Here is a 26,413-nt window from a genome sequence, read left to right on the forward strand (position 1 = left end):
TCGCGAGCAGGACACTTTACTTGAAAGCAATTCAACTGTTGATCTCATCGTTTGGCGCCGCGGGTGCGACTTTTTTACTTCAAGTTCTGCTCAGCAGGACTTTGGACGCCGCCAGCTTTGGCCTTATATCATTTTCCAATGCGATTACCATCACGCTGGGAGCGCTGGCGTTCAGCGGCATAAATAGTTTGTTGTTGAGGCGTGTCAGCCGGGCTCCGTCCGAATATACCGGGTATATGCAAATTGCCTATGTTTGCCTGTTGCTCAATACACTGGGCGCTTATGTCATCAGCATGGCGCTGTTGTATGGAGCAGGCATAGGTCTTCTGGAGTCGGTCTTGCTGGCGACAGGTGTTGTAGCACTGTCTTCTCAGGCGATCGTGATCACTCAAGGTCAGCTCAAGAGCAGTCCCCTGCGGATCTCGTTTGGCCAGGTAGTGGTGCCGCTTTCAAGGATATTGTTGGTTGCGGCAATTTTCTATTCGATGGTCCCGAATTTTACCACCGCCGCGGCAGCCTTGGGGGCGGCTAACATTCTTTGCCTGATGTTGTGTGTCGCCTTGATAACACGGCACGGAAAAAAAGCAGGTGTGAAAATTCGAGACTTTTTGAAAGACTCCATTAAATACTCGTTGAATGGCGCCCTGAATATAGCTCAGTTGCAAATTCCCATCTCCTTGTTAGGGGTGATCTACGGCTCTACCTATTCTGGCTATCTGGCGATTTGTAATACGTTGCTCACGGCGCTGTATATAGCCCCTAATACGGTATTTAATACCTATCTAATAAAGAAATACCATGCGCTTTCAAGTGCTGAAAAATCGATACCTGTAAAACATTCATTGTATTCCTTTGCCGTGGGGGCTGTTTTTGCGGGTGGCTTGAGTTTCTACTCCCGAGAGCTTATTCATTTGCTGTTTGGCGGTGAATATGGTTATGCGGCCCAGGTGTTGCAAATAGCGGCGTTGTCTATTCCGTTCAGGTTTTTCGCGACACCTTTTGGCGCTGCATTATTGAGCGAGGAGTGGGTGAGTAAAAAGATAATGGTCGCCAGTATCGGGATGGCGTTACAGGTCGGCTTGTTTGTTTTGTTAATGCAATTTGAAGCAAAAGGCATTGGTGCAAGTATCTTGGCTAGTGAGTTCTTCATAGCGGTTTCGTACTATATTCTTTATAGAAAGAGCATGCGAGTATGAATGTTTCTATTATCGGCTATTATGGGGATAACTTTGGTGATCTGCTGATGCTGAAGTCACTCCTGTCTTTGAAGAAGCCAGGTGCGGTGTTTACCGTACTAACTTACGGGGATGGTCAGTCACTCAGGAAGCAAAGCTTCATTAGCGATAATGATGTGGGAGTGGTGGAACTTAATAAGGCCAACACATTGGCCGCTTACAGAAAGGTAATAAACAGTTCTGCGATCATCTGGGGCGGTGGTACTTGCTTCATGGATGAGGGGGGTACCGGTGGGATCAAGTACATGGCGCTGGCCCGCTTGTTCGGCGCGAATGTTATCTATGCAGGCATTGGGGTAGATAACCACAAAAAATTGAAAACCCGGCTGATTTTGTTTTTGGCAACGTTAATAGCTAAAGCGCTTTACATAAGAGATTCGGCTTCGCTGCAAGCCGTTAAAAAAATAAATCCGTGGATGCGCTCCGGAAAAATAAAACAATCTGTGGACTTGGCGTATGCGCTTGATATAGGCGATGTCGAGGGCGCGGGTGATCTGGAGGGCGCGGATGATTACATTATCTTGTGCTTACGTGATCTTGAAGGATATGGCGAACAATCCAGTGGCGATATCTATAGGCAGTTATTAGGTGTTTCAATAAAGGCGTGTAGAGCGTTGGGTGTTAATAGGATCGGCGTACTGAATGCGGACGCCGAAGTTGATGCGGGCGTATCGCTGTACGCCGAGCGTGAGTTGGAAGATTGCGGGTTCTCGGTATTTAAAATTCCAGGCAGTGATATTGATCGGTCCATCGACTGTATTAAAAATGCCAGGCATGTGATCAGTGCCCGGTTGCACCCTGCGGTGGTCGCTTATTCGGTAGGGACTCCCTTCTCTTTGTATAACTATTCAGACAAGAATAAAAAGTTTACCGCTGAGACGCACACCGATGAGTGTTTGATTCACAGGGGGGCGATAAACAGATTTGTACCTCAATACAAAATCGGTTCCGCGGGCGAAAAAAACACGCATAGACAGCTGGCGCAATCGACTGTTCACGAAATATACCAGTTGTTAAATTGATCTGAATAAGGATTCTCCTCATGGGTCACTTGAATTATTTCATCATTGAACCGGTAGGAGGGCATGGTGGAATGAATTATTACAACACCGGCCTTGGGCAAGGATTGGTTCTGAATAACGCCACTGTACATCTCTACACTTGCCCTGAATCGCAGGAGCAAAGCTCAAGTAATTTCACGATAAATAAGTTCTTTAAAGGGGTCTACGGTAAGTCTAATAAAGTTATCAGGCTCGCCAGGTTCGTCACGGCGTTGACGAGATCCATCATTGATATAAAGAGGAAAGGCGGAAAAATTTGCCATTTGCATTTTTTTCAGTACTCGCTGCTCGAGTTGATAACGTGCAACCTGTTGAAGTTTAGTGGGATAAAAATAGTTGCCACGATTCATGATGTTGAATCGTTTTCAGGGAGTTCTCTGACAAGAACCCATACTTCCATATTGCGAGCGCCGGAGGAGTTTATTGTTCATAACGAGTTCTCTCGGCAAGAATTACGGTCGGTGATTTCCGCGCAGGGTATCAATAAAAAGATAGCTATTATTCCTCACGGTAACTACCTTCCGTTCGTGAAAAGGCGAGAGACCGTTTTGTCTCGCCAGCACTTATCATTGCCCGTCGATAAAAAGCTCATACTCTTCTTTGGTCAGATAAAAAAGGTCAAGGGCCTGGATGTTCTTTTGAGTGCAATGGAGATTGTGTCGAAACTTGAGCCTGATGCCGTGTTGCTCATCGCCGGTAAAGTATGGAAGGATTCGTTTCAGCACTATGAAGACATAATAAAATCAAAAAACATATCGGGTGTGGTGATTCCACATATTCGCTATATCAATGACGAGGATGTCGACTTTTATTATTCCTCTGCCGATATCGTGGTCCTGCCCTATAAGAAGATCTACCAAAGCGGCGTACTGCTAATGGCGATGTCGTACGGCTGTATTACCGTGTCTTCACGTCTGCCCGCCATGGTTGAAGTTGTGGATGACAGTCGAAATGGCTTTTTGTTTGAAACGGATGACCCACAGGATCTGGCTCGGCAAATACTTGCAGCACTGGGCTCAGATGCTGCAGAGGACATTTCGCAGAACGCTCGAGCCGCGATGATCGAAAAGCATGATTGGACGCGCGTAGCGCGTCAGCACATTAAGGTATTTGAAACTTATGAATAGGCACTTGTTGATTCTAGGGATAAGAGGCATTCCGGCACAGCATGGCGGCTTCGAGACATTTGCCGAAAAGCTGGCGGTCTACCTGAAGGAAAGGGGTTGGAGAATTACCGTTTATTGCCAGGAAAGCGGCAGTGGCGCCATAACGGAAACCGAATGGCAAGGTATTCGTCGTGTTCATATACCGGTCTCCAGAGAGGGTGCGCTGGGTACTGTTATTTTTGATTTCAAGGCTGTGCGTCATGCGTTGAGTGAAAAAGGTTTGTTTTTGACGTTGGGGTATAACACCGCCATTTTTAATCTGCTGCAACGTGCGAAAGGCCAGACCAATATAATCAATATGGACGGCATTGAATGGCGTAGAGAAAAGTGGGGGGCGATTGCCAAGACCTGGTTCTGGATAAATGAGCGATTGGGTTGCTGGATAGGTAATCATCTGGTCGCCGATCATCCGAAGATAAAAGACCACCTTGCCACTCGAGTCAGTGCCGATAAGATCACCATGATTCCCTATGGTGGCGATGAAGTGAAAACGGCGTCTGTCGAAGTGTTGGCAGGTTTCGGCCTGGAACCGAAAAACTTCTCTATTATTATTGCCAGGCCTGAACCGGAAAACTCTTTTTTCGAGATGGTCGATGCGTTTAGTTCCTCGGTCAGGAATCATAAACTTGTGGTGCTTGGAAACTTTACGCCGAGCACGAACGAATATCACAAGAAGGTGATGGACGCCGCAAGTGATGAGGTGATATTTCCTGGCGCCATCTACGATTCGAACATCGTTCAGGCACTCAGGTATTTCAGTCGTTTCTATCTCCACGGTCATCGTGTTGGCGGAACCAACCCGTCTTTGGTCGAGGCGCTTGGCGCTGGCTGCGCAATTATTGCCCACGATAACCCATTTAACCGTTGGGTCGTGGGTGAGGGTGCAGCCTACTTTTCGGACAAACAATCTCTTTCGTGCCTGTTGGATGAATGGCTGGCGGATGAAGACAGAATTGCGGATATGAAAGAAGTCGGTGCCGCGAGATTTGTCGAGTGTTTCAAGTGGGAAAAAGTGTTGAGTGCGTATGAACAGCTTTTCATTGAATGGCGACCTTCATAAGTCATCCATTACTTCGATCTAATCCAGGCTGTTACTTTTCGATGAGGTGCTAAATGATTCCGGTTATTTTATCTGGAGGTTCTGGCTCGCGCCTGTGGCCGCTTTCGCGACAACTGAACCCCAAGCAGTTTTTGTCTTTAATAGATACCAATCTCTCTTTGTTGCAGGCCACCATTCAGAGACTTGATGGGCTGGAGATACAGCCCCCCAGGCTCATCTGCAACGAAGAACATCGGTTTCTGGCCGCTGAACAGTTGCGAAAACTGGGCATGGGAGATGCCAATATCCTGCTTGAGCCCGTCGGTCGTAATACGGCGCCAGCGGTGGCGTTGGCCGCGCTGCAGGCAACGGTCGAAGGTCAAGACCCGATGCTGCTGATTTTGCCGGCGGATCACACCATTAAAGATGTCGACGCTTTTCAAGAGAGCATCAGGGTCGCGCTTCCGTTGGCGATGGAAGGGAAGTTAGTGACCTTCGCAATAGTGCCCACCTATCCTGAAACGGGGTATGGCTATCTTGAGAAGGGCGACGATATCGGTGGCGGTTTCAGAGTGAACCGTTTTGTCGAGAAACCCGATCTGGCGACGGCTCAAGCGTACGTGCTCACGAACAATTTCTTCTGGAACAGCGGCATGTTCCTTTTTCGCGCGAGCCGTTATCTGGAAGAGTTGCAAAAATTCCGGCCCGATATTTTGTCTGCCTGTATCGAGGCCTTGGGCAACGGTTCGCAGGATTTGAATTTCACTCGGGTGGATCGGGCTTTGTTTTCTGCGTGCCCCGAGGACTCTATTGACTACGCGGTAATGGAAAAGACCGACGACGCGGTGATGGTCGCGATGAATGCCGGATGGAGTGACATTGGCTCCTGGTCTGCGCTCGCCGATGCCTTTGCAAAAGATGCTGACGGTAACGTGCTCAAGGGGGATGTCTTCGCCGAGAACACATTCAATACCTATGTTCATGCGAACAGCCGCTTGATCGCGACCATTGGCGTTGAAGGACTGGTCATCGTTGAAACCAACGACGCCATTCTTGTGGCCCGCAAGGATCAGGTGCAAGACGTTAAAAAAGTAGTGGAACGGCTCAAGCAATCCGATCGGCATGAGTACTCGAACCACAGAGAAGTTTATCGCCCGTGGGGTATGTATGACTCGATAGATAAAGGCGCTCGGTATCAAGTGAAACGTATCACGGTGCAGCCGGGAGCGAAGCTGTCTGTGCAGATGCATCACCACCGCGCCGAGCACTGGATCGTCGTTAGCGGTACGGCCAAAGTGACCAACGGTGAGCAGACCTATCTGGTCTCCGAGAATCAGTCGACTTACATCCCGATCGGTCAAGTGCATGCGCTCGAGAACCCGGGTGTCATTCCTCTTGAGCTGATCGAAGTTCAGTCCGGCTCCTACTTGGGCGAGAACGATATCGTGCGGTTTGAAGATAAATACGGCAGGGCATGAACCTCCGTCATCCATTGGGTTAGCCGACAGCGGTGCGGGTCACCGATTTAATCTTTCATTTCGCCGTCAGGATCTCCACTCATGTTTAAAAAAATCCTCGTAACCGGTGGGTCCGGTTTCATTGGATCAGCAGTGGTACGCCACCTGATAAGTGAAACCACCTGCAGGGTCGCGAACGTTGACAAGTTGACCTACGCAGGCAATTGCGACTCCCTGTCGAGCATCGACGAGTCGCCGCGCTACCACTTCTTCAAGGTCGATATCTGCGACGCTCAGGCACTGGATCAGGTATTCACGGTATTTCGACCGGATGCAGTCATGCACCTGGCCGCAGAGTCCCATGTCGATCGTTCCATCGACGGTCCTGCGGACTTTATCCAGACCAATATTGTTGGCACCTATACCTTGCTCGAAGCGACCCGGCGTTATTGGAGCGGGTTGTCGGAAGAACTCAAACAGGCTTTTCGCTTCCACCATATCTCCACCGATGAGGTGTATGGCGACCTGGAAGGCACCGATAGCCTGTTCAGTGAAACCACGCCTTATGCGCCCAGTTCACCCTATTCGGCCTCCAAGGCCAGTTCAGATCATCTGGTTCGGGCCTGGCAGCGTACGTATGGCCTGCCCGTGCTGGTGACCAATTGCTCGAACAACTATGGCCCTTATCACTTCCCCGAGAAGTTGATTCCCCATGTGATTCTGAATGCCATCCACGGCCGGCCTCTGCCGGTTTATGGCGACGGCTTGCAGATTCGCGACTGGTTGTTTGTAGAAGATCATGCGCGCGCTTTATGCGAGGTCGTGCGCCGTGGCGAGGTTGGCGAAACCTATAACATCGGCGGCCACAACGAGAAAACCAATCTTGAGGTGGTGCAAACCCTGTGCGATCTGCTCGAGGAGTTGGCTCCCGATAAACCTGCGGGCGTCGCGCGTTATCGCGAGCTGATTACCTTCGTCAAGGATCGTCCGGGGCATGATCTTCGTTACGCCATCGATGCGGGCAAGATCGAGCGTGAGCTCGGTTGGCGACCACAGGAAACCTTTGAGAGCGGCATACGCAAAACGGTTCAGTGGTATCTGAACCATCAAGGATGGTGGGAACGGATACTCAACGGCCAGTACCGGTCGGAGCGTCTTGGCCACGTCGGCTGAAACATTCAAACCCTGCCTCTATTAAGTTTCGAAGGGAATCCTCATATGAAAGGCATCATTCTGGCGGGAGGCTCCGGCACCCGCTTGCATCCCATTACCCGTGGTGTATCCAAACAGCTGCTTCCGGTCTACGACAAGCCGATGATTTACTATCCGCTGTCGGTATTAATGCTGGCGGGCATTCGCGAGATCTTGATTATTTCCACGCCGCAGGACTTGCCCAACTTCCAGAACCTGTTGGGTGACGGTTCTTCTTTCGGCATTGAACTCAGCTATGCCGAACAACCTTCTCCCGATGGTCTGGCCCAGGCCTTTCTGATCGGCGAGCACTTTATCGGCGACAGCAATGTGGCGCTGATTCTGGGCGACAACATTTTCTACGGTTATGGTTTCAGCGCCTTGTTGCGCGAAGCGTCACAACGACACAGTGGTGCCACTGTCTTTGGTTATCGAGTCAGCGACCCGGAGCGCTTTGGCGTTGTCGAGTTCGACAGTAACGGCAAGGCGATCTCGATCGAAGAGAAGCCTAAACACCCGAAGTCCGACTATGCCGTCACCGGCTTGTATTTCTACGACAAAGACGTGGTGAGCATTGCAAAGCAAGTCAAGCCTTCGATCCGCGGCGAGCTTGAAATCACTGATGTGAACAACGCGTATCTACAGCGCGGGGATTTGCACGTGAGCGTGCTGGGGCGTGGTTTTGCCTGGCTGGACACCGGGACTCATGATTCATTGATGGAGGCCGGGCATTTCGTCCAGACCATCGAAGCGCGGCAGGGCTTGAAAGTGGCCTGTCTGGAGGAAGTGGCCTACCACCAGGGTTGGTTGTCGGCTGCACAACTGGATCAGCAAGCCACGGCGTTATGCAAAACCGGTTACGGCCAATACCTGGCACGGGTGCTGAGCACGGAGCCTGCGATATGAATGTCATCAACACCCGGTTGCCTGGCGTACTGATTATCGAGCCCAAGGTGTTTGGCGATGGCCGCGGGTTCTTTTTCGAGAGTTATCACCAGCAGCGTTATCGCGACGCCGGCATCGAGTTGCCTTTCGTCCAGGACAATCACTCGCGCTCGCAGTATGGCGTGTTGCGTGGTTTGCACTTCCAGCGGACCCGGCCCCAGGGCAAGTTGGTGCGGGTTTCCCAAGGGGCGGTGTACGACGTGGTGGTGGATATCAATCCCGAATCGGCCACTTGCGGCGAGCATGTAGGGGTCAAGTTGACCGCCGACAACCATCTTCAGCTATGGGTGCCGCCAGGTTATGCCCACGGCTTTTGTGTGCTCAGTGAAACCGCCGATTTTCAATACAAATGCACCGATCTGTATTTTCCCGAGGACGAAGGTGGTCTGCTCTGGAGTGATCCTGACCTGGACATTGCCTGGCCTTTGGAGTCACCTCAACTCTCGGAAAAAGACTTGCGCAACCCGCGCTTGCGCACGCTGTTGAGCGGGGAATGACGGATTAATAATGGTCTATAGTTAATATTAACTATTGATGACCTGATGTTATTTAGCCTGAATTTCCAATCGCAGTAGAACCTTGCGGGATAAGAAGTCGGGAGAATCCTGACTAATAATAACAATAGACGCCTGGGGTGAGTGACTCGCGCTCGTAAGTTTGTACTTAAAATGCCTTGTTGTGTGGCGAATATCTTTGAAAATCGCCTTTATTTGTCAATAAGCCTTGCCCCGCGCAAGCGCTTTTGCCGAGGATGTGACGAGATTCGGCGTATGGCACGCACTCCCTATAAATGACATCCTCCAAATGAGGCAATGTGCATGAACGGGCTCGTTCAACTTACGAGTGTCAGTTCATTCATCTGCTGTTCCATTCCCGGTCCCTTAGTATCAAATCTAATGCAGAGTTGATGTCGAGAAGGAGTCTGATATGAAGAAACTACTTACTGCCAGCTTGCTGGCTGTCATGAGCACCGCGGCGTTGGCGGCGGATGCACCACCGAGTGAAACGGCAAGCGAAGCACTGGACGAGCCACTGTCCTTGAATACCCCGCTGGTCGGGGACGTGACGGTCGCCGAAACCGTGGTGGTCGGCGCGGCCATTATCGGCGCTGCTGCGGCCGCCTCCAGCTCCGGCGGCAGTTCCAATGGCGGTACCTCTGGAACGGGTGGCACAACCGGTACTGGTGGTACGACAGGTACCAACTAAACCCCGCGAAGTATGTTGTTCAAGATCACTCAGAACTTTCTGGGTGATCTTGTTTTAGACTTGCCCTCGACTAGCGTAGTGCCATTATGATCCGTAGATTATCTGTTGTTATGCTGGCAAGTATCAGCTTGCACGGCTGTATGTTTTCGCCTGGTCAACACATGGACACCAGTCAAATGGTCAGTGACGGCTCTGTGGAAAGTAGCCGGGTGGAGCTTATTCCCATCACGCCTAAATTGATTGCCATGGATGCCGCCACGCAGGTTCGCGAATCGGTGCCATCGGCGTTGTTGTCCTATGTGCCCGGTGGTTATCGCGTGGGTGCCAATGACCTGTTGTTTATCACGGTCTGGGATCACCCCGAGTTGACGGCGCCTTCGGGGCCGCAACAGCAAATCGATGCCAACGGTCGTCTGGTTCGTCCGGACGGCACGCTGTTTTATCCCTACATCGGTAATGTGCCGGCCGCCGGTAAAACCATCGAAGAGTTGCGAGCCTTTATTGCCGAGCGCTTGTCGCAATTTGTCGAAAGCCCCCAGGTCGACGTCAGCGTATTGCGCTTCGCCAGCCAGACCGTGGTGATTTCCGGTGCGGTGCTCAAAGCCGGCCAGCAGCCGATCACCACCACCCCGCTGAGCGTGGTGGAGGCCGTTGGCGCGGCCGGTGTGGACCCCTCGAATGCCGACCTGTCGGGCCTGACGCTGACCCGGGACGGGCGTGAATACAAGCTTGATCTGGACACCCTCAATCGGCAGGACTCACAGCTGCAGGGCGTCTACCTCAAGGGCGGCGACCGGCTGTACCTGCCTTATAACGACCAAAAACGTATCTATGTCATGGGTGAGGTCAACCAGCCTCGCGCGCTGAGCTTCAAGAGCAAATCGATCAACCTGACCGATGCGCTGGGCACGGTGGGGGGCTTGAACCAGACCACCTCCAACGGCAATGCGGTGTACGTGATTCGCGGCGCGGACCACCTGGAAACCGAACCGGCCAAGGTGTTCCAGCTCGATGCCGAATCGCCTTCGGCCCTGGTGCTGGCCACCCGCTTTGACTTGCAACCGCAAGACATCGTCTATGTCGGCCCGGCCGGCGTGACACGCTGGAACCGTCTGATCAGCCAGCTTCTGCCTACGGCCACCGTCCTCGGGACCGGTGCCAGCTCTCTTAATGACCTCAGCGAAGCCAACAGCAGATAAGGCTCAATCCCGCCGTGAAAAATTTGCCTACCTTCGCCAGTCTGACGATGGCGCTCTTGCTGTGCGGGTGTAACCCGTTGATGAAGGCCTCCTGGGACACCCTCGAAACATCCGTCGTGGGGCCTGCCTCCATCAACTTGACCCGTGCTCAGGTCGATGCCGTGCCGTATCCGCAGATCCTGGTCACCACCCCCTCCAGCGAGGGGGTGATGGCCATGGCTCGTCGGCGGGGCGACCTGCAGTTCTGGGTCGCTTCCGGCAAGCAAGTGCTGATGATGCGCGACGGTCTGGTGGTACGTACCGTCGGGCTGGGTGTTTCACTGGATGGCACTCGTTTCAATGATGAGTCGCCCTTCAAGCGCGGCCTTCAGTATTTGCCCGACGGTTATACCAGCACGCGCTGGATCGACATCTACGACGGCAACCGAATCGGTATCGCGGTCAACAGCCGTTTCAGCCCCCACGGCATCGAGACCATCAGCATTCTGGACAAGGAATACGCCTTGCTGCGCATCGACGAGCAGGTGGATGCACCCACCCTGAATTTCCACGCCACCAACCGCTACTGGGTCGACCCCCAGGACGGTTTCATCCTGCGCAGCGAGCAGCATCTGACGCCGCAGCTGTTTCTGAACATCGTGCAGGTGCGCCCTGACAGGGGAGCGGCCCGGTGAAGTGTTCAAGCCTTTTCTTGCTTGGCCTGCTGTTGATCGGCCCGGCCGTGGGCCAGGCGGCCGTCACGGTCAGCGGTGACGTGCGCAGCCCCGGCCCCATCGAGGTCAAACCCGGTGCACGCTTGCTGGACGTTATTCGCGTCGCCCAACCCAACGCCGAAAGTTACTGGCTGGGCGCGGCTTGGCTGCACCGTTCATTGGTGGACAAACAGGCGCGTTTGAAGGCGGGCGTCCTGTTCGATCTGAAGCTGCTGCAACGGGGCGCCTTGCTCGACGGCAAAAACACGCGAGCAGAGTTGAGTACGCGTCTGTATGAGCAGGTCGCGCAACTGTCGGTCACCGGACGGCAGGTCGCGGTGCTCGACCCGATCGCCGTGGAGGTGGGGTTCGCCCGCAACGCTCTACTGGATGATGGCGACCGTCTGATTTACCCCGAGCGGCCATCCACCGTAGAGATTCTGGGGGCGGTCGCGCAGCCCTGTCGGGTGCCTTACCGCGCCCTGCTGGAAGCGCGTGTTTATGCCCGGGACTGCACCATCCTCGACGATGCCGAGCGCGATTATCTGTGGCTGATCCAGCCCGACGGCCAGGTACGGCGCGTGGGCGTGGCGGCATGGAATCGTGAGGATGGCGTCGTGGCGGCTCCTGGCAGCAGGATCCTGGTGCCAATCAGGAGCGACGATCTCGAGACGCCGACCCCTGAGCTCAATCAACAACTGGCCGAGTTTCTCGCCACTCAACCCCTGGCTGAGGTGGCCCCTTGAAGTGCCCGTTGAAGTTACGTTTTGCTGCTGCATTGCTTTTGCCTTACGGACTGGCTCACGGTGAACCGCGCTACACCCAGAGTGATTTTGGTGGCGTCGGTCTGCTACAGACCCCCACCGCTCGCATGGCCCCCGCGGGGGAGTTGAGTGCCACGGCCAGTCGTACCGATCCTTACTCACGCTACAGTTTTTCCTTGCAGCCGTTCGATTGGCTGGAGGGCTCGTTTCGTTACACCGCCATCACCAACCGCAAGTACGGCACCGAAGAATTGAGTGGCGACCAGAGCTTCAAAGACAAGGCCATCGATTTCAAGGCACGGCTTTGGGAAGAAAGTCGCTGGGCGCCGCAAGTCGCCATCGGCGCCCGGGACATCGGCGGTACCGGGCTGTTTTCCAGCGAATATTTCGTCGCCAACAAGCGTTATGGCAACCTCGATTTCAGCCTCGGCATTGCCTGGGGTTATCTGGGTAATCGGGGGGATTTCAGTAACCCGCTGTCGGTCTTCGGCAGCCAGTTCAACGACCGGCCGCAGAGCACGGCGGCTGTCGCCAGGGCAGGGGACGTGAATGCCAACGCGTATTTCAGAGGGCACCCTTCGTTGTTTGGCGGGGTCGCTTATCAAACGCCGTGGGAGCCACTGAGCCTGAAGATCGAGTACGAGGGCAACGATTACAAGAATGAGCCGCTGGACAACCCGCTCAAACAAGACCTGCCGATCAACTTCGGTGTGGTCTACAAGCTGGCCGACAGCGTCGATCTGAGCGCCGGCTGGGAGCGCGGCAATACCGCGATGTTCGGCATCACCCTGCACACCAACTTTGTCAGTCGCAAGGCGCCGGTCAAAGCTTACGACCCTCCCGCCGAGCCGCTGCCGGCACAGGCGCCGTCGACCCCGCCCGACCAGGTCAACTGGGCCGATGTCTCCAACCGGCTGCAACAAAATGCCGGATACAAGGTGAAGCGCATCGCCCGGCGCGGTTCGGAGCTGATGGTGTATGGCGAGCAGTCCCGTTATTTTTATCCGGCCAAGGCCGTTGGGCGAGCCAGCCGGATTCTCGATAACAGCGTCAATCAGGACATCGACTGGTTCACCCTGGTGAACCAGCGCTATGACATGTCCGTCGAGGAAACCAGCGTGCCACGGGAAACCTTCCGCGCGGTGGTGAACAACGACCAGCCGCTGAAGGATCTGCACCGTACGACCGAGGTCAATCCGGCGACTGCGCACCGGGAAACCACGCTCTACACCCAGGCGCTGGAACCGTTCAGCTATGGCTTGGGCCTGGGCTACAAACAGAACATCGGCGGCCCCGACGGGCTGCTCTATCAGTTCACCGCCGATGCTGACGCGGAGTACCGTTTCACCCGCAACACCTGGTGGAGCGGCCTGCTCAGTGCCAACCTGCTGAACAACTACGACAAGTTCACCTACGACGCGCCGAGCGGGCTGCCGCGAGTGCGCACCGATTTGCGTAAATACCTGACCACCTCCGATGTGACGATGCCGACGTTCCAGTTCAACCACGCGACGCAGCTGGATAGGGACCTGTATGGCATGGTCTACGGCGGCTATCTGGAATCCATGTATGCCGGTGTCGGCAGCGAAGTGCTGTATCGACCCACGGGGAAACGCTGGTCGGTGGGCGCCGATCTGAACTTTGTGCGTCAACGGGATTTTGATCAGGGCTTCGGTCTGCGCGATTACCAGACCGTGACGGGCCATGTCACCAGCTATACTGAGCTGCCCAATGACATGCTTGCAGCGGTCAGTGTCGGGCGTTATCTGGCACGGGACTGGGGTACCACTGTCGACTTGTCGCGGGAGTTCAAGAACGGCGTGAAGTTTGGTGGCTGGGTCACTCTGACTACCGCGTCGAAGGCGGAATATGGTGAGGGTAGCTTCGACAAAGGGATCTATATTTCCATCCCGTTCGACGAGATGATGAGTACCTCGACCATGCGCCGGGCCAATATCGTCTGGGCGCCACTGACCCGCGACGGTGGTGCGCGCCTGAACCGTGCCTACTCGCTGCAGACCATGACCGACGGGCGCGACAGCAGCCTGTTCTACAACAACTTCGAGAAAATCACTGAATGATCACGTGGCTCAAAGGCTTGGTCGAGTTGCCATTCTGGCTCCGGGGCCTGGCCTTTGCTGCGGTGACTGTGATTTTGCTGTACGCAGGTTTGCGCCCTCAACCGATCCCGGAGCTGTTCGTCGAAGAGGACAAACTCCATCACTGGATCGGCTTTCTGGTTTTTACGTGCAGTTGCCGCCTGGCCTTCCCCAATGTGAGGTTTCTTTGGGTCGCCTTGGGGTGTTTGCTCACCGGCGTACTCATTGAGCTCGCGCAAGGTTTGATGCCGCTGCGCACGGCTTCGCCCTATGACATGCTGGCAAACTGTATCGGCGTGTTGATGGGGTTGTTGGTCTCCAGGTGCTGGGTGCGCTGAAAGGCGTTAGGCACCTGGCAGTTTGTCGGCATGTTGTAACCGTTGATCCTCGCTGTATCCCCCTCCAGCAACACCTCTCTTGCCCTCCATCCGCCCGTAGCAGCTGCCGAGCCTGCGTTCGGCTGCGCAGCAGTCGTCAAACCAGAGCTTGCGGTGCATCAGGCAAACCGCGTCAGCCGGATTCACGACTGCTACGCAGCCGAACGCAGCCGAACGCAGCCGAACGCAGCCTCGCAAGCTCGACAGCTGCGACAGGCGAATGCAGCCGTCGGCAGCTGCTACAAAACAGAGGGCGAATGAGGTGAGGCGGGGAAAGGGGTTTCGGGCAGTCAGAGATCTGACTGCCCGGACTGCGGTCTTGTCAGCCACAAGGTGAAGAAGAGGCGGGGGGGCGAATCGCGGGGGTTAATAGATGTCCTTGGAAAAGAGTGTGAAAGGGGTCTTGATCAGGATCTTGATGTCGAGCCACAACGACCAGTTGTTGATGTAGTTGAGGTCGATTTCCACACGCTTTTGCATCTTGTCGAGGGTTTCGGTTTCGCCACGGCAGCCACTGATCTGGGCCAGCCCGGTGATGCCCGGCTTGATTCGATGACGGGCCATGTAGGCGCGGATCTTGCCGGTGTAGTAGTCGTTGTGGGCAATGGCATGTGGCCGAGGCCCGACCAGCGCCATATGGCCTTGCAGCACGTTGAAGAACTGCGGCAGCTCATCGATGGACGTGCGTCGTATGAAACGGCCGACCGCGGTAATGCGCGGGTCTTCACGGCCGGCCTGGCGCACCTGATGGTCGTCGTGCAGGCGCATGGAGCGGAACTTCCAGACCTTGATGATCTTGCCGTTCCAGCCATGGCGCTCCTGCTTGAAGATGATCGGCCCCGGGGAGGAGATCTTCACCGCGACGGCGATCACCAGCAGCAGCGGACTGAAGCCGATCAGCGCCAGCGCGGCGAGGCCTCTGTCCAGCAGGGTCTTGCTCAGCGCCGCCGTCGGGTAACTGGTCAGCGGGCTTTCATTGAGGTGAATGGCGGGCAAGCCATCCAGTTCGCTGACGGAGTGATTGAGCAACGTCATGCTGCCCAGGTCGGGAACCCAGACCACATCGACATTCGAGTCGAGAAGATCGATGTACAGCGCTTCTACCTGTTTGGCTTCGCTCAAGGGCAGCGCAATGTACAACCGCCGGACATCGTGCACCCGGATCAGCTCACGCAGTTCCTGCAACTGGCCCACGATCCTGTGGGTATTGACGTTGATCGACAGTTCGTTGGGTTTTGAGCTGATCAGGCCGACCAGCGGCGGATAGTCGATTTTGGCCAGTTTGTCCGCCAGATTCACCGCCAATTGGTCAGTGCCGATGATCAGGGTGTTGTATTGGCTGTGCAATTGCCGGTGGTAGTGCCTGGAAAAACTGTGCAAGGGCAGGTACAGCAAGGCCTGCACGCAATAACCGGCCACAGCCCAGACCAGGATGATCTCTCGGGAGAACAATTCGCTGGTCTTGCTGAGAAAGCCGATGCTGGTCAGCCCGGCCAGCGTCAGCAGCCAACCCAGCAGCAGGCGTCCCAGGCCGGTGAGGTAGCCATGCTGCTTGTGATAGACCAGCAGCAGGGAATAGGAAGGGACCGAACCCAGGAAAGTAAGCACTGCAAGCACACGATAATGGGCGTCGATTTCTCCTGTCTGGTACAGCGCCAGAGCAAATAACAACGCATTGACCGAAGTGATGGCAATTATCCATTGCCCCCAGAAAGTCAGTCCTTTGGTTATGCTGTTTCGATTAATACGATTATGTACCATCGCGGTGTCCCTCGGGCATGCGCCACGTTGTGTATCAGTCGACGGTTAATAAATGGCAGCCACGCGCAAAGGCTGGGTGAGCGCGGTTAAGTCAGGAGTTTTTTTATTATTAGAAGGGAATAACGCGGGCTTATGGCTGGCCACCCTGCTTTTGTTTTCAAGTCAGCTGATACGGTTGTCTCAGTGTCTGGTTTTTATACTAGTACCTTAATCTTCGTGGGTGTCTGACGAATTATAACGGTCACTCTGTCAGAGGCTTTGTTATAAAAGGTCGTGCTCTTTTGTTAGGTGAGTATCACTGAATCGTCTATATAATTGCAGTATTCCGATAAGCGCTTGCCAGTACAGGAGGGAGGAAGCCGGGCAGGAACTATGGCGAGGATGACAGGAGGCGGGAAGTGCAGCGCAAGGCGGTCAGGCGGTCAGGCGGTCAGGCAGTCAAGCGGTATCGGGTAGGACGGGAGGTCGCATTTATTGTTATTGTTTTTGCGATCTTGCTCAGTAAGCGACTCTTATCCTTTGTGCCAGGCAATAACCACGGTTTCTGACCGAGCGAACCAGTCGTTCTCCGTTGGCGGCAGTTTTGAACTTCTTCTGCAACCGGCTCAAGCACATCTCAAGACCGCTGTAATGCTCCGGGTCTTTGTCGATGCGTAGAATAAGATCGTTCTTGCTGAGTACCCGTCGGTCGCTGATGACCAATTGGGTGAGCATTAACGATTCGGTGCCGGTCAATGGAATGGTTATATTTTCCTTGACTAATGTTCTATCGTCAGCGTTAAACCACCAGGTCTCGGGTTTACCCTGCGACTCTTTAACCCGGCTCACTGCGGTGATGAATTCTTCGTCGGCCACCGGCTTCTTGAGAAAGCCATCAACCCCGAAATGCGAGAAGTGATGGAGTTCTGAATGTTCCGAGTTGGGCGTTATGAGTATGATTTCTGCATCTTTTTGATTCTTGCGGATAAAACTGACATCGCTCAGCGATATGTCTGCCTGGTCGAGCAGGATGTGCGTGAATCGACTCTTTCTGATGCGTTCGCTGCTGAGTTTGCCAGACTCGATTTCGAAAGATAAATACAGGCGTTGTGCGAGAAGCGATTCGATTGCTTGTCGTGCCAGTTGGTCGCGGGTGAAAATTAGAAAGCTGTTATTTGGGGTATTCACAATAAGGTTCCTTCCTAGTTCGGTGAAATTTTTAAAGCTTAAATGACCTCGGTTGGGGAGTAGTACCGCCCCTGAAAAAAATCGAAAGGCATGCTGCGGGCCAGTGTGTGCAGTGCTTTGTGCTCCACCCGGTCCGCGATGAACTTGATTTTGCTGTCATGGATCATGCTGCTCAGGCAGTCGTAAGAGCGGTTGAAAAAGTCCTGGCTGTTGTCGACCATGATGTCGAAGTTGGATCGGGTCAAGTCCACTTTTATGTAATCGAACAGCTTCGGGCTGATCAGTTTTTCAGCGCTGTCATCGCTTAAGTCATAGCCATCGAAAGCGATCTCGATCCCGTTGTCCTTCAATAAGTGAATGTGATTGATAATGGTTCTTTTTTCTTTGAGGTTGAACGAAAGGAACGAACTGCTGTTAATGCTGGGGATCAGCTGTTGCTCATGCTTGTTGAGTGTCGTCTGAGCGTCATTCAGTTCCTTGATGAGTGCTTTATCCAACAAAGCGAATGGGTTCATGGTCATGAACAGTTTGTTGGGTGCCTGCACGGACGGAGAAGGCATGGCCTCGATCTGTGAAAGGGCATTTAATTGGATCCGCATCAGTACTTCGCGATAGATCGCCAGCGGGTGATCGGGATGCAGTTGCTGATAGCTCTTGTTCAGAGGTGTCTGCTGTTTGGTCGCCTTGGCATAGATTTCACTGCCGAACAGTTCATCGTTTCGTTTGAGAATCGATTGCCTGAAGAAGACCAATGCGAAATTTTCTTGCACTGTGTATTGCCTGCTGGACTCCATCATTTAGTCCCTTTAAGAGTGAAAGTCTGCTGGGTTGACTGATACGACCCCTCGAAGCAACCGATAGCCATAACCGCGAACGCTGTGAATGATGTTAATGCCAAAGTGTTTTTTGATTTTATTTCGCAACCGGCTTATGGATTTCTCCAAAACGCGTGAGTCATAGAGTTTTATATTCAATCCCATGGATTCGGCCATGCAATCGTGGTGCAGGATATTGCCTTCTGCGTTGATAAGTGCATCCAGGGCTTTCATTTCCTGATAGGCCAGATCCAGTTTGTACTCATCGTTGTATAAGTGCAGGCATGTTTGGTCCAGGATCAATTTGATGGCGGGTTTCCATTCAGGCGTTTCGAGCAGCTCTGAAATTAACCTGGCCTTTTCATCCTGGTCGTGAGGTACATTGATGCAGTGGTCGGCACCGGCCAGGTAGCACTCAATTTTAGTGTGCGGAGAACGATAATTGATTGCAGCGATAATGGTCAGTTCTGTCGGAGTTGTACGTAATTTCTTAATCAGCGCCAAGCAGTCATTAAGAAGGGAGGGAGTTTCAATATCGATCAGTACGGTATCGAGCGTCTGAGTTTCGATATCAAGGCTTAGCGGGGTTGGGTAATCTAATGTATAAACATGCGTGAGATTGGGTACAAATAGTTGGCGTAGTTTCTCTGTCGAGCGCCAAGTGCGCCCAATAGCGAGAATAGCTCTCTGGCTATTTTCGATCTTGCTCTCAGTACTCATCATGTAAATTACTCATATGTGCTGGCGTTGCAATCTTAATACACAAAATACTGAAGTTATCTGACTTTTTATAACATTTCGACCTCGTCAACAGGCGCATTCCATCGTCAGTACTTTCAGCTGGTTTCAATGGCGTAGCCAACTGTGGAGGCTTTAGCCAATTTGTTTTTTTTGATATCCGACTTTAGTTGGTGTGCCCTTTCCGTCGGACTAGGCTCTCTCGGTTGACTTTTCCATGAACAATACAGACGCGTGGCCGATCTCCCGATCAGGCTACAGAACGAGGCATAACTGAGAAGTCTTGCGTATGAATTGTGCGAAGGTCCGCATTTTTGAAAACTGGAGTTGATTTATAAGGATATTCCACGGTGTTCTATCACGGTGTAGGCGCGCTCTCGGAAGGCGTCAGTTCAAATGTCGCCTCTTTTTAGGGCGAACGAGGCAGGGGCCTATATTAATTGACTCCTCTTGCATTATATTTGTAATATTTTGTGTCAAGGGCTGAATTTGTGAACCTGTAGTTATTCCGTCTGGTTATTTAATAAAAAAAGCTAAAGTTGATATTAAAGCGCCATTAATTTTATGTACTAACCGGGGAGCAGAGCGGTTACTGATCCTTTTCGCAGTTAACCATCCATGACACGCCAAACCGATCGACCAGCATCCCGAAACGTGCCGCCCAGAACGTCGCCTTCAATGGCATTTGAATACTTCCACCCTCCGCCAACGCAGCAAATACCTGCTCTGCCTCCGCCACACTGTCGACATTCAACGAAACCGAACAACCGCTCATGCCCGTGGTAGGGCGATCAGGTGTGGTGTCCGACCCCATGATCGCCTGATCGCCCACCAACAGACGCGTATGAATGATCAGGTTGTGGCAGTTCGCCGGAACGTGGTCACGAGCCGGGGTTTCACCGAAGGTCATCATGACTTCGATCTTGCCAGGCAAGCTTTTGGCGTAGAACGTGAAAGCGGCCTGGCAGTCGCCGTTGAAGATCAGGTAGGGGTTGATTTTCATGATCGGCTCCCGGTCATGGAGTGGGGGCCATCGGGGGCTCATCCTCGAGTCCCGATGGGCATTGACTCTCCATAGCAAAGCGCTAAAACGTAGCGAGTGATGGTGTTTTTTTAGATGCCTTTACTATGGGCGAGGCGAGGCTTATCGCGTCATATCCACGTAGAGTGGATGGCTCATTCCACGTACTGTAGAGCCTGCCGCGCTTCTCTGATATCCGCTACCGAGTCCATCGCCCTATGCCTGTCCTTATCCGTTTCGCCTCGTTGCTCGACCAGGCCAGACGTGCCTTGCTGCTGGTCTGGGGAACGTCTCGCGGGCTGTTTCTGGGGTTGGTGCTGGCGACGCTGATCGCCGGTGTGCTGCCGGCACTGGCGGCCTGGTTGGGGCAGCGGATTGTCGATGCGGTCGTCACCGCCATGCAGTTGCACGCCCAGCAGGGCAGCGCGCCGTTGTGGCCGGTTGTGCGCTATGTGTTGTTTGAAGCAGGCGTGCTTGCGTTGTTGTCCGGGACGCAGCGCGCACTGTCGGTGCAGCAGTCGTTGTTGCGGGTGCAGTTGGGGCAGAAGGTCAACACGATGATTCTGGAGAAGGCCCAGACGTTATCGTTGGTCCAGTTCGAAAATTCCGAGTTCTACGACAAGCTGGTTCGGGTGCGGCGCGAAGCGTCGACCCGGCCGTTGGCGCTGGTGATGAAGTCGCTGGGGCTGATCCAGAACCTGATCGTGTTGATCAGCTTCGGTGTGTTGCTGGTGCATTTTTCGCCGTGGGCGCTGGTGTTGCTGGTGGTCGGGGCGTTGCCGGTGTTTTTTGCCGAAGCGCATTTTTCCGGGGATGCTTTTCGGCTGTTCACGCGCCGGGCGCCGGAGAGTCGGCAGCAGAACTACATCGAGACACTGCTCTCCCATGAGGGCTACATCAAAGAGGTGAAGCTGTTCGGTTTCGCGCCGCTGCTGTTGAAGCGTTATCGGGACACGTTTGCTCGTCTTTACGCCGAAGACCGACGCCTGACATTGCGTCGCGATGGCTGGGGTTTTGTGCTGGGGCTGCTGGGCACCGCTGCGTTTTATCTGGCCTATGCCTGGGTCGTGGTCGATACCGTTCACGGCAGCATCAGCCTCGGGCAAATGACCATGTACCTGGTGCTGTTCAAGCAGGGGCAGGCCGCCGTGAGCAGCAGCTTGAGCGCGATCAGCGGTCTCTACGAGGATGGTCTTTACCTGTCCAGCCTCTACGAGTATTTGGCCGAGCCGGTGGTGGCCGACACCGGAAGCCTTATCGTGGGCGCGGTGCCCGACGATGGTTTGCGTTTCGAGAACGTCGGTTTCCGTTATCCGGGGGCGAGCCGAGCCGCTTTGCAGGGCATCGATCTGCACTTGTTGCCCGGACACAGCGTTGCACTGGTGGGGGAAAACGGTTCGGGTAAAACCACGCTGATCAAGTTGCTGACTCGGCTGTATCGCCCCGACCAGGGCCGTATTTTACTGGACGGCAGCGATTTGCAGTCCTGGGCAGAAGAGGCGCTGAGACGGCGCATCGGCGTGATCTTCCAGGACTACATTCGCTACCAATTCTCCGTGGGCGAGAACATTGGCGTGGGCGATACCCAGGCGTTCAACGATGAAACGCGTTGGCAGCAGGCGGCCGCCGAGGGCATGGCCGCGCCTTTCATCGAGCGTCTGGATCGCGGTTACGCCACGCAATTGGGGCGGTGGTTCGCCGGTGGGCAGGAACTGTCCGGTGGGCAATGGCAAAAGATCGCCTTGTCTCGCGCTTACATGCGCCGCGATGCCGATATCCTGATTCTGGATGAGCCAACCTCGGCCCTGGACCCGGCGGCGGAAGCGGCGGTGTTCGAGCATTTCAGCCAACACACCGAAGGCCGCATGACGTTGCTGATTTCTCACCGCTTCTCCAGCGTACGCAATGCCGACCACATCATCGTGCTGGACCAGGGATCGATCCTTGAGCGAGGCGATCACGACAGCCTGGTCGAAGCGGGTGGGCGCTATGCGCAGTTGTTCAAGGTGCAGGCTCGCGGTTACCGATAGCCTGAAGGCACCTCTATTTCCTTGTGTGCGGGCTTGCTCGCGAAGGCGTCGGGTCAGCCAGCATCAATGTTGAATGGCACACCGCTTTCGCGAGCAAGCCCGCTCCCACAGGGGATTTTGTGCAACGGACCCTACCATTCGTCCGCAATATTCATTTACCTATAAGTTCTGACAGTAGCGCATGTTCCCGAACCGGTGTGTGATGAACCAGCGTCCCAAGGGGGGCAAGGTTAATCACTCTCATGGAAAGAATAATGAATGTTCCGTCTGCCGCAGAAGCGCTCATCGACCTGCCGCCACCGTCCATCAAGGAAAACCCCGACAACACCAACCTGAACCCGGTGGCGGTCAAAGATACCCTGACTGCCGTCGTGCAGTACGCCCTGCAACCCACCGACAGGATCAGTGTGACCTGGACAGGCGCGGCGGGCACCCCGGCCGAGGGTTCATACACCACGGGTTTCGTCGAGGCCGGTAGTACATATCCCAGAGAAATACCGCTGTACACAGCAATGGTGGCCTTTAATCTGGGCAAAACGGTGACGGTGACCTACGCCATTATCCGAGAGAACTCGGAGCCTGTGACCTCGCTACCGCTGACATTGAATGTGTTGCCGCTTGCGCAAGACGCGCTGCCCAGACCGTTCATTACACAAGCACCCGACTATGGCGCAGGTTCGGTGCTGGACGTGAGAGACCTGACTGAATTCACGCTACGCATGAACGGCTGGCCACTGATCGCTTATGGTCAGTACGTGTGGCTGCACCTGAAAGGAACCAACGCCGACGGTAGCCTTTTCAACGTTACGTACTGGAAGGCTCCCACCGACAACGTCAGTCAGCCCTGGATCCGCTACGGCTTTCATCAGCAAAACTTTTCGGCCAGCCCACTGAAAGGGCTCAAGGACGGCAGCACGCTAACCCTGGAGTTCAAAGCGGCACTGGGCAGGAGCCTGAATGAGGATGAGGCGGTGAGGTTTGCGCTACGAACCTACACCGTCAGAACGCTTGCAGCGGTGCAATTTCCGCCACCGTCCATCAAGGAAAACCCCGACAACACCAACCTGAACCCGGTGGCGGTCAAAGATACCCTGACTGCCGTCGTGCAATACGCCCTGCAACCCATCGACAGGATCAGTGTGACCTGGACAGGCGCGGCGGGCACCCCGGCCGAGGGTTCATACACCACGGGTTTCGTCGAGGCCGGTAGTACATATCCTAGAGAAATACCGCTGCCCAATGCAGTGGTGGCCTTTAACCTGGGCAAAACGGTGACGGTGACCTACACCGTTATCCGAGAGAGCTCGGAGCCTGTGCCCTCGCTACCGCTGACGTTGAACGTGCAGACTATCCCGGCAGATAAGTTGATTGCCCCGGTGATTACCCAGGCGAACGGTACGGCGGTGTTGGATTTGAAAGACGTGTTGGAGGGCGCGACTCTTCTGTTTGGCAGCTGGCCACTTATTGCCGCCGGGCAGCGGGTTTGGCTGGATCTGGAAGGTCGGAACGCCAATGGTGACACTCACAATCTTACGATGTGGGTGGGAGGGCGCAACTCGGTCACTCGAGGGTGGGCCTCATCCGGCAGTTTCAGCACCTATGTTGCGTACAGTTACCTGCGGGAACTGGGCGATGGAAGCACACTGTCCATCAGGTTCAAGTTGAATATGGACAAGGTGGCGAATCTGGCAACAGCCGTGGCCTTTCCAGTACGTACTTATACCGTCTTGGGTCTTTAAAGAGGGGCGTAGCGGAATCAGCAGATCGCGTGCCGGCGTCGCGGGTCTGATGGGCCGTCAAGGTTCTTCAGTTAAAACAAATCACCCGTCCTGCCGGCCCCCGACCATTCGCAGCCTTCCAGCGTCAGCAACCGCTCTTTCGCCTCAAGTCCACCGGCAAACCCGGTCAATTTTCCCGACGCGCCAATCACCCGATGACACGGCGCGACAATCGAAATCGGGTTTTTACCATTGGCCGCGCCCACCGCCCGCACCGCGCCGGGATTGCCGATCTGCCGGGCAATCTCGCTGTAGCTGCGCGTCTGGCCAAACGGAATGGTCAGCAACGCCTGCCACACCTGCTTCTGAAAGTCCGTCCCGACAAAGTCCAGCTCCAGCTCGAAACGATGACGCGTGCCGGCAAAGTATTCCTGCAACTGCTGTGCGGTGCGCACCAGGATCGGTTTGTCCGCCGCTTCTCTCATCGGCCCCAGCCTTACCCGGCCGGGTTTGTCGTTTTCCCAGAGGATGGCTGCCAGTCGCGCGTCTTTGGCGACCAGCTTCAACTCGCCGACCGGCGACGCCAGGGTGGTGAAGGTGTAGGTCATGCCGACGGACTCCGCAAAAGTGCTGAACAGGCGGCCAAGCATACTGCCTCGTCGGGGAGGCGCAATACGCAATCCCGGCCATACTTGCCTACTGCTCTTGAACCGATCCCTCTGTTTTTGTACAGAGCCTAAAAACAAAAAGAGACCGACTCATGAAGTTCGAACCTTTTGCCAAATCGCTCATGGCGACCACATTGGCGCTGAGCTGTCTGACGGCCCACGCGGCCTCCGTTGCCCCGGTCGCGGCCGAAAACGGCATGGTCGTTACCGCCCAGCATCTGGCCAGCCACGTCGGCGTCGATGTCCTCAAGAACGGCGGCAATGCTGTCGATGCCGCCGTGGCGGTGGGTTATGCGCTGGCGGTGGTGTACCCCGCGGCAGGCAACCTGGGCGGTGGCGGTTTCATGACGATTCAATTGGCGGACGGGCGCAAGACCTTCCTCGACTTCCGTGAGAAAGCCCCGCTGGCCGCCACCGCCGACATGTACCTCGACAAGCAGGGCAATGTCATCCCGGATCTCAGCACCCGTGGTCACTTGGCCGTCGGCGTGCCGGGCACCGTGTCCGGCATGGAGTTGGCGCTGAAGAAATACGGCACCAAACCCCGCAAGGAAGTGATCGCCCCGGCAATCAAGCTTGCCGAAGACGGCTTTGTGCTGGAGCAGGGCGATGTCGATTTGCTGGAGTACGCCACCGACGTCTTCAAGAAAGACATGCGCGACTCGGGCTCGATCTTCCTGAGCAACGGCGAGCCGATGCAGGTCGGCCAGAAACTGGTGCAAAAAGACCTGAGTAAAACCCTGCGGGAAATTTCCGAGAAGGGCCCCGATGGTTTCTATAAAGGCTGGGTGGCCGACGCCATCGTCACCTCCAGTCAGGCCAATAAGGGCATCATCACCCAGGCTGACCTCGACAAATACCAGACCCGCGAACTGGCACCGATCGAGTGCGACTACCGTGGCTACCACGTGGTCTCGGCGCCGCCGCCAAGCTCCGGTGGCGTGGTGATCTGCGAGATCATGAACATTCTCGACGGCTACCCGATGAAAGACCTGGGCTACCGCTCGGCTCAGGCCATGCACTACCAGATCGAAGCGATGCGCCACGCGTATGTGGACCGCAACAGCTACCTTGGCGACCCGGACTTCGTGAAAAACCCGATCGCCCATTTGCTGGATAAAAACTACGCGACCAAAATTCGCACCGCCATCGACCCGCAAAAGGCCGGCGTGTCCCGTGAGCTCAAACCCGGCGTAGCGCCCCACGAAGGCAGCAACACCACCCATTACTCGATCGTCGACAAATGGGGCAACGCAGTGTCGGTAACCTACACCCTCAACGACTGGTTCGGCGCCGGCGTGATGGCGAGCAAAACCGGGGTCATCCTCAACGATGAAATGGACGACTTCACCTCGAAAGTCGGCGTGCCGAACATGTACGGCCTGGTACAAGGGGAGGCCAACGCCATCGCCCCCGGCAAAGCCCCGCTGTCGTCCATGAGCCCGACCATCGTCACCAAGGACGGCAAAGTCGTCATGGTCGTCGGCACTCCCGGTGGCAGCCGCATCATCACCGCAACCTTGCTGACCATCCTCAACGTGATCGACTACGGCATGAACATCCAGGAAGCGGTGGATGCGCCGCGTTTCCACCAGCAGTGGCTGCCGGAAGAAACCAACCTGGAGAACTTCGCCACCAGCCCGGACACCAAGAAGATGCTCGAAAGTTGGGGACACAAATTTGCCAAGCCGCAGGACCCCAACCATATCGCGGCTATTCTGGTAGGTGCGCCTTCGCTGGAAGGCAAGCCAGTGGGCAAGAACCGCTTCTATGGGGCGAACGACCCACGGCGTAATACCGGGTTGTCACTCGGTTACTGAAACAGGCGATCATCGGCCACCTGAACTCCCCGGGTGGCCCTGATCCCCGTAGGAACTGCCGAAGGCTCGGGCCGCGATCGGACGATCTTTTGATCTTGCTTTCGCTGACATCAAAGGCAAAAGATCGCAGGCTGCGCCAGCTCTTATCAAACAAAAAATAACGCATTGTTTTTGCTCTGAAATTTATCCAACCATCACCAACTGCATCCCCAGCTTGCGCGCCTTGCGTTCCAAGGCGCGCCGT

At 54.9% G+C, this 26,413-nt stretch carries 23 protein-coding genes; 17 read left to right on the forward strand and 6 right to left on the reverse strand.

Annotated features, from left to right (window positions below; genetic code table 11):
- Positions 1-20: 20 nt before the first annotated feature.
- From AACY49_RS27020 to AACY49_RS27085, 14 genes are all read left to right on the forward strand, one after another.
- Positions 21-1,196, forward strand: a complete 1,176-nt coding sequence (locus tag AACY49_RS27020; protein WP_339527389.1) for an oligosaccharide flippase family protein — start codon at positions 21-23, stop codon at positions 1,194-1,196.
- Positions 1,193-2,257 carry a polysaccharide pyruvyl transferase family protein gene (locus tag AACY49_RS27025; RefSeq protein ID WP_339527390.1) on the forward strand — a complete coding sequence of 355 codons (1,065 nt, stop codon included), beginning with the start codon at positions 1,193-1,195 and terminating at the stop codon, positions 2,255-2,257. The genes AACY49_RS27020 and AACY49_RS27025 overlap by 4 nt, the downstream gene beginning before the upstream one ends.
- A gap of 20 nt (positions 2,258-2,277) precedes the next feature.
- Complete coding sequence (locus AACY49_RS27030) at positions 2,278-3,423, forward strand: glycosyltransferase family 4 protein (protein WP_339527391.1); 1,146 nt, start codon at positions 2,278-2,280, stop codon at positions 3,421-3,423.
- On the forward strand, positions 3,416-4,522 hold the full coding sequence (locus tag AACY49_RS27035) for a DUF1972 domain-containing protein (protein WP_258696611.1): 1,107 nt from the start codon (positions 3,416-3,418) through the stop codon (positions 4,520-4,522). Before AACY49_RS27030 ends, AACY49_RS27035 begins: the two co-directional genes overlap by 8 nt.
- A gap of 53 nt (positions 4,523-4,575) precedes the next feature.
- Complete coding sequence (locus AACY49_RS27040) at positions 4,576-5,979, forward strand: mannose-1-phosphate guanylyltransferase/mannose-6-phosphate isomerase (RefSeq protein WP_339527392.1); 1,404 nt, start codon at positions 4,576-4,578, stop codon at positions 5,977-5,979.
- Positions 5,980-6,060: 81 nt separating this feature from the next.
- Positions 6,061-7,131, forward strand: coding sequence for a dTDP-glucose 4,6-dehydratase (gene rfbB / locus AACY49_RS27045; protein WP_339527393.1), 1,071 nt, complete (start codon positions 6,061-6,063; stop codon positions 7,129-7,131).
- 45 nt (positions 7,132-7,176) lie between these two features.
- On the forward strand, positions 7,177-8,055 hold the full coding sequence (gene rfbA, locus AACY49_RS27050) for a glucose-1-phosphate thymidylyltransferase RfbA (RefSeq protein WP_339527394.1): 879 nt from the start codon (positions 7,177-7,179) through the stop codon (positions 8,053-8,055).
- Entirely contained in the window at positions 8,052-8,591 is a 540-nt protein-coding gene (rfbC, locus tag AACY49_RS27055) for a dTDP-4-dehydrorhamnose 3,5-epimerase (RefSeq protein WP_339527395.1), read from the forward strand. Before rfbA ends, rfbC begins: the two co-directional genes overlap by 4 nt.
- 430 nt (positions 8,592-9,021) lie before the next feature.
- The gene (locus tag AACY49_RS27060) at positions 9,022-9,300 is read left to right on the forward strand and encodes a hypothetical protein (protein WP_339527396.1); all 279 of its coding nucleotides are present in this window, start codon (positions 9,022-9,024) and stop codon (positions 9,298-9,300) included.
- An 86-nt stretch (positions 9,301-9,386) separates the two neighbouring features.
- Entirely contained in the window at positions 9,387-10,499 is a 1,113-nt protein-coding gene (locus tag AACY49_RS27065; RefSeq protein ID WP_258696605.1) for a polysaccharide biosynthesis/export family protein, read from the forward strand.
- 14 nt (positions 10,500-10,513) lie between these two features.
- Positions 10,514-11,173, forward strand: coding sequence for a YjbF family lipoprotein (locus tag AACY49_RS27070; protein ID WP_339527397.1), 660 nt, complete (start codon positions 10,514-10,516; stop codon positions 11,171-11,173).
- On the forward strand, positions 11,170-11,937 hold the full coding sequence (locus AACY49_RS27075; protein ID WP_339527398.1) for a capsule biosynthesis GfcC family protein: 768 nt from the start codon (positions 11,170-11,172) through the stop codon (positions 11,935-11,937). The genes AACY49_RS27070 and AACY49_RS27075 overlap by 4 nt, the downstream gene beginning before the upstream one ends.
- An 8-nt stretch (positions 11,938-11,945) precedes the next feature.
- On the forward strand, positions 11,946-14,036 hold the full coding sequence (locus tag AACY49_RS27080; protein WP_339527399.1) for a YjbH domain-containing protein: 2,091 nt from the start codon (positions 11,946-11,948) through the stop codon (positions 14,034-14,036).
- On the forward strand, positions 14,033-14,392 hold the full coding sequence (locus AACY49_RS27085; protein WP_320391174.1) for a VanZ family protein: 360 nt from the start codon (positions 14,033-14,035) through the stop codon (positions 14,390-14,392). Before AACY49_RS27080 ends, AACY49_RS27085 begins: the two co-directional genes overlap by 4 nt.
- A gap of 405 nt (positions 14,393-14,797) precedes the next feature.
- On the opposite strand, the gene AACY49_RS27090 is transcribed toward AACY49_RS27085, so the two are convergent.
- From AACY49_RS27090 to AACY49_RS27110, 5 genes are all read right to left on the reverse strand, one after another.
- Positions 14,798-16,192, reverse strand: coding sequence for an undecaprenyl-phosphate glucose phosphotransferase (locus tag AACY49_RS27090; protein WP_339527400.1), 1,395 nt, complete (start codon positions 16,190-16,192; stop codon positions 14,798-14,800).
- Between the two features lie 498 nt (positions 16,193-16,690).
- Complete coding sequence (locus tag AACY49_RS27095; protein ID WP_339527401.1) at positions 16,691-17,359, reverse strand: winged helix-turn-helix domain-containing protein; 669 nt, start codon at positions 17,357-17,359, stop codon at positions 16,691-16,693.
- Between the two features lie 38 nt (positions 17,360-17,397).
- Positions 17,398-18,153, reverse strand: coding sequence for an EAL domain-containing protein (locus AACY49_RS27100; RefSeq protein ID WP_339527406.1), 756 nt, complete (start codon positions 18,151-18,153; stop codon positions 17,398-17,400).
- Positions 18,154-18,165: 12 nt separating this feature from the next.
- Complete coding sequence (locus AACY49_RS27105; RefSeq protein WP_339527402.1) at positions 18,166-18,897, reverse strand: winged helix-turn-helix domain-containing protein; 732 nt, start codon at positions 18,895-18,897, stop codon at positions 18,166-18,168.
- 604 nt (positions 18,898-19,501) lie between these two features.
- Complete coding sequence (locus tag AACY49_RS27110; protein ID WP_339527403.1) at positions 19,502-19,915, reverse strand: VOC family protein; 414 nt, start codon at positions 19,913-19,915, stop codon at positions 19,502-19,504.
- Positions 19,916-20,151: 236 nt separating this feature from the next.
- Between AACY49_RS27110 and AACY49_RS27115 the strand changes: the two genes are divergently transcribed.
- Both AACY49_RS27115 and AACY49_RS27120 read left to right on the forward strand, forming a co-directional pair.
- Positions 20,152-21,963, forward strand: a complete 1,812-nt coding sequence (locus tag AACY49_RS27115) for an ABC transporter ATP-binding protein (RefSeq protein ID WP_339527404.1) — start codon at positions 20,152-20,154, stop codon at positions 21,961-21,963.
- 254 nt (positions 21,964-22,217) lie between these two features.
- A complete protein-coding gene (locus tag AACY49_RS27120) occupies positions 22,218-23,702 on the forward strand; it encodes a hypothetical protein (RefSeq protein WP_339527405.1) in 1,485 nt (494 codons plus the stop codon).
- 71 nt (positions 23,703-23,773) lie between these two features.
- Here AACY49_RS27120 and AACY49_RS27125 read toward each other — a convergent pair whose 3' ends face one another.
- Entirely contained in the window at positions 23,774-24,289 is a 516-nt protein-coding gene (locus tag AACY49_RS27125) for a methylated-DNA--[protein]-cysteine S-methyltransferase (protein WP_258700757.1), read from the reverse strand.
- Positions 24,290-24,441: 152 nt separating this feature from the next.
- Here AACY49_RS27125 and ggt point away from each other — a divergent pair, with 152 nt between their 5' ends.
- The gene (gene ggt / locus AACY49_RS27130; protein ID WP_258696594.1) at positions 24,442-26,169 is read left to right on the forward strand and encodes a gamma-glutamyltransferase; all 1,728 of its coding nucleotides are present in this window, start codon (positions 24,442-24,444) and stop codon (positions 26,167-26,169) included.
- Positions 26,170-26,413 lie beyond the last annotated feature (244 nt).

The organism is Pseudomonas sp. EL_65y_Pfl2_R96 (assembly GCF_963970905.1).
Lineage (GTDB): Bacteria > Pseudomonadota > Gammaproteobacteria > Pseudomonadales > Pseudomonadaceae > Aquipseudomonas.

Coding starts and splice junctions, on each gene's coding strand:
- AACY49_RS27115 (WP_339527404.1), top strand. CDS start 20,152: ATGCCTGTCCTTATCCGTTTCGCCTCGTTGCTCGACCAGGCCAGACGT.
- AACY49_RS27035 (WP_258696611.1), top strand. CDS start 3,416: ATGAATAGGCACTTGTTGATTCTAGGGATAAGAGGCATTCCGGCACAG.
- AACY49_RS27105 (WP_339527402.1), bottom strand. CDS start 18,897: ATGATGAGTACTGAGAGCAAGATCGAAAATAGCCAGAGAGCTATTCTC.
- AACY49_RS27120 (WP_339527405.1), top strand. CDS start 22,218: ATGAATGTTCCGTCTGCCGCAGAAGCGCTCATCGACCTGCCGCCACCG.
- AACY49_RS27090 (WP_339527400.1), bottom strand. CDS start 16,192: ATGGTACATAATCGTATTAATCGAAACAGCATAACCAAAGGACTGACT.
- AACY49_RS27040 (WP_339527392.1), top strand. CDS start 4,576: ATGATTCCGGTTATTTTATCTGGAGGTTCTGGCTCGCGCCTGTGGCCG.
- AACY49_RS27100 (WP_339527406.1), bottom strand. CDS start 18,153: ATGGAGTCCAGCAGGCAATACACAGTGCAAGAAAATTTCGCATTGGTC.
- AACY49_RS27025 (WP_339527390.1), top strand. CDS start 1,193: ATGAATGTTTCTATTATCGGCTATTATGGGGATAACTTTGGTGATCTG.
- rfbC (WP_339527395.1), top strand. CDS start 8,052: ATGAATGTCATCAACACCCGGTTGCCTGGCGTACTGATTATCGAGCCC.
- AACY49_RS27125 (WP_258700757.1), bottom strand. CDS start 24,289: ATGACCTACACCTTCACCACCCTGGCGTCGCCGGTCGGCGAGTTGAAG.
- rfbA (WP_339527394.1), top strand. CDS start 7,177: ATGAAAGGCATCATTCTGGCGGGAGGCTCCGGCACCCGCTTGCATCCC.
- AACY49_RS27060 (WP_339527396.1), top strand. CDS start 9,022: ATGAAGAAACTACTTACTGCCAGCTTGCTGGCTGTCATGAGCACCGCG.
- AACY49_RS27065 (WP_258696605.1), top strand. CDS start 9,387: ATGATCCGTAGATTATCTGTTGTTATGCTGGCAAGTATCAGCTTGCAC.
- AACY49_RS27030 (WP_339527391.1), top strand. CDS start 2,278: ATGGGTCACTTGAATTATTTCATCATTGAACCGGTAGGAGGGCATGGT.
- AACY49_RS27110 (WP_339527403.1), bottom strand. CDS start 19,915: ATGAAAATCAACCCCTACCTGATCTTCAACGGCGACTGCCAGGCCGCT.
- AACY49_RS27085 (WP_320391174.1), top strand. CDS start 14,033: ATGATCACGTGGCTCAAAGGCTTGGTCGAGTTGCCATTCTGGCTCCGG.
- rfbB (WP_339527393.1), top strand. CDS start 6,061: ATGTTTAAAAAAATCCTCGTAACCGGTGGGTCCGGTTTCATTGGATCA.
- ggt (WP_258696594.1), top strand. CDS start 24,442: ATGAAGTTCGAACCTTTTGCCAAATCGCTCATGGCGACCACATTGGCG.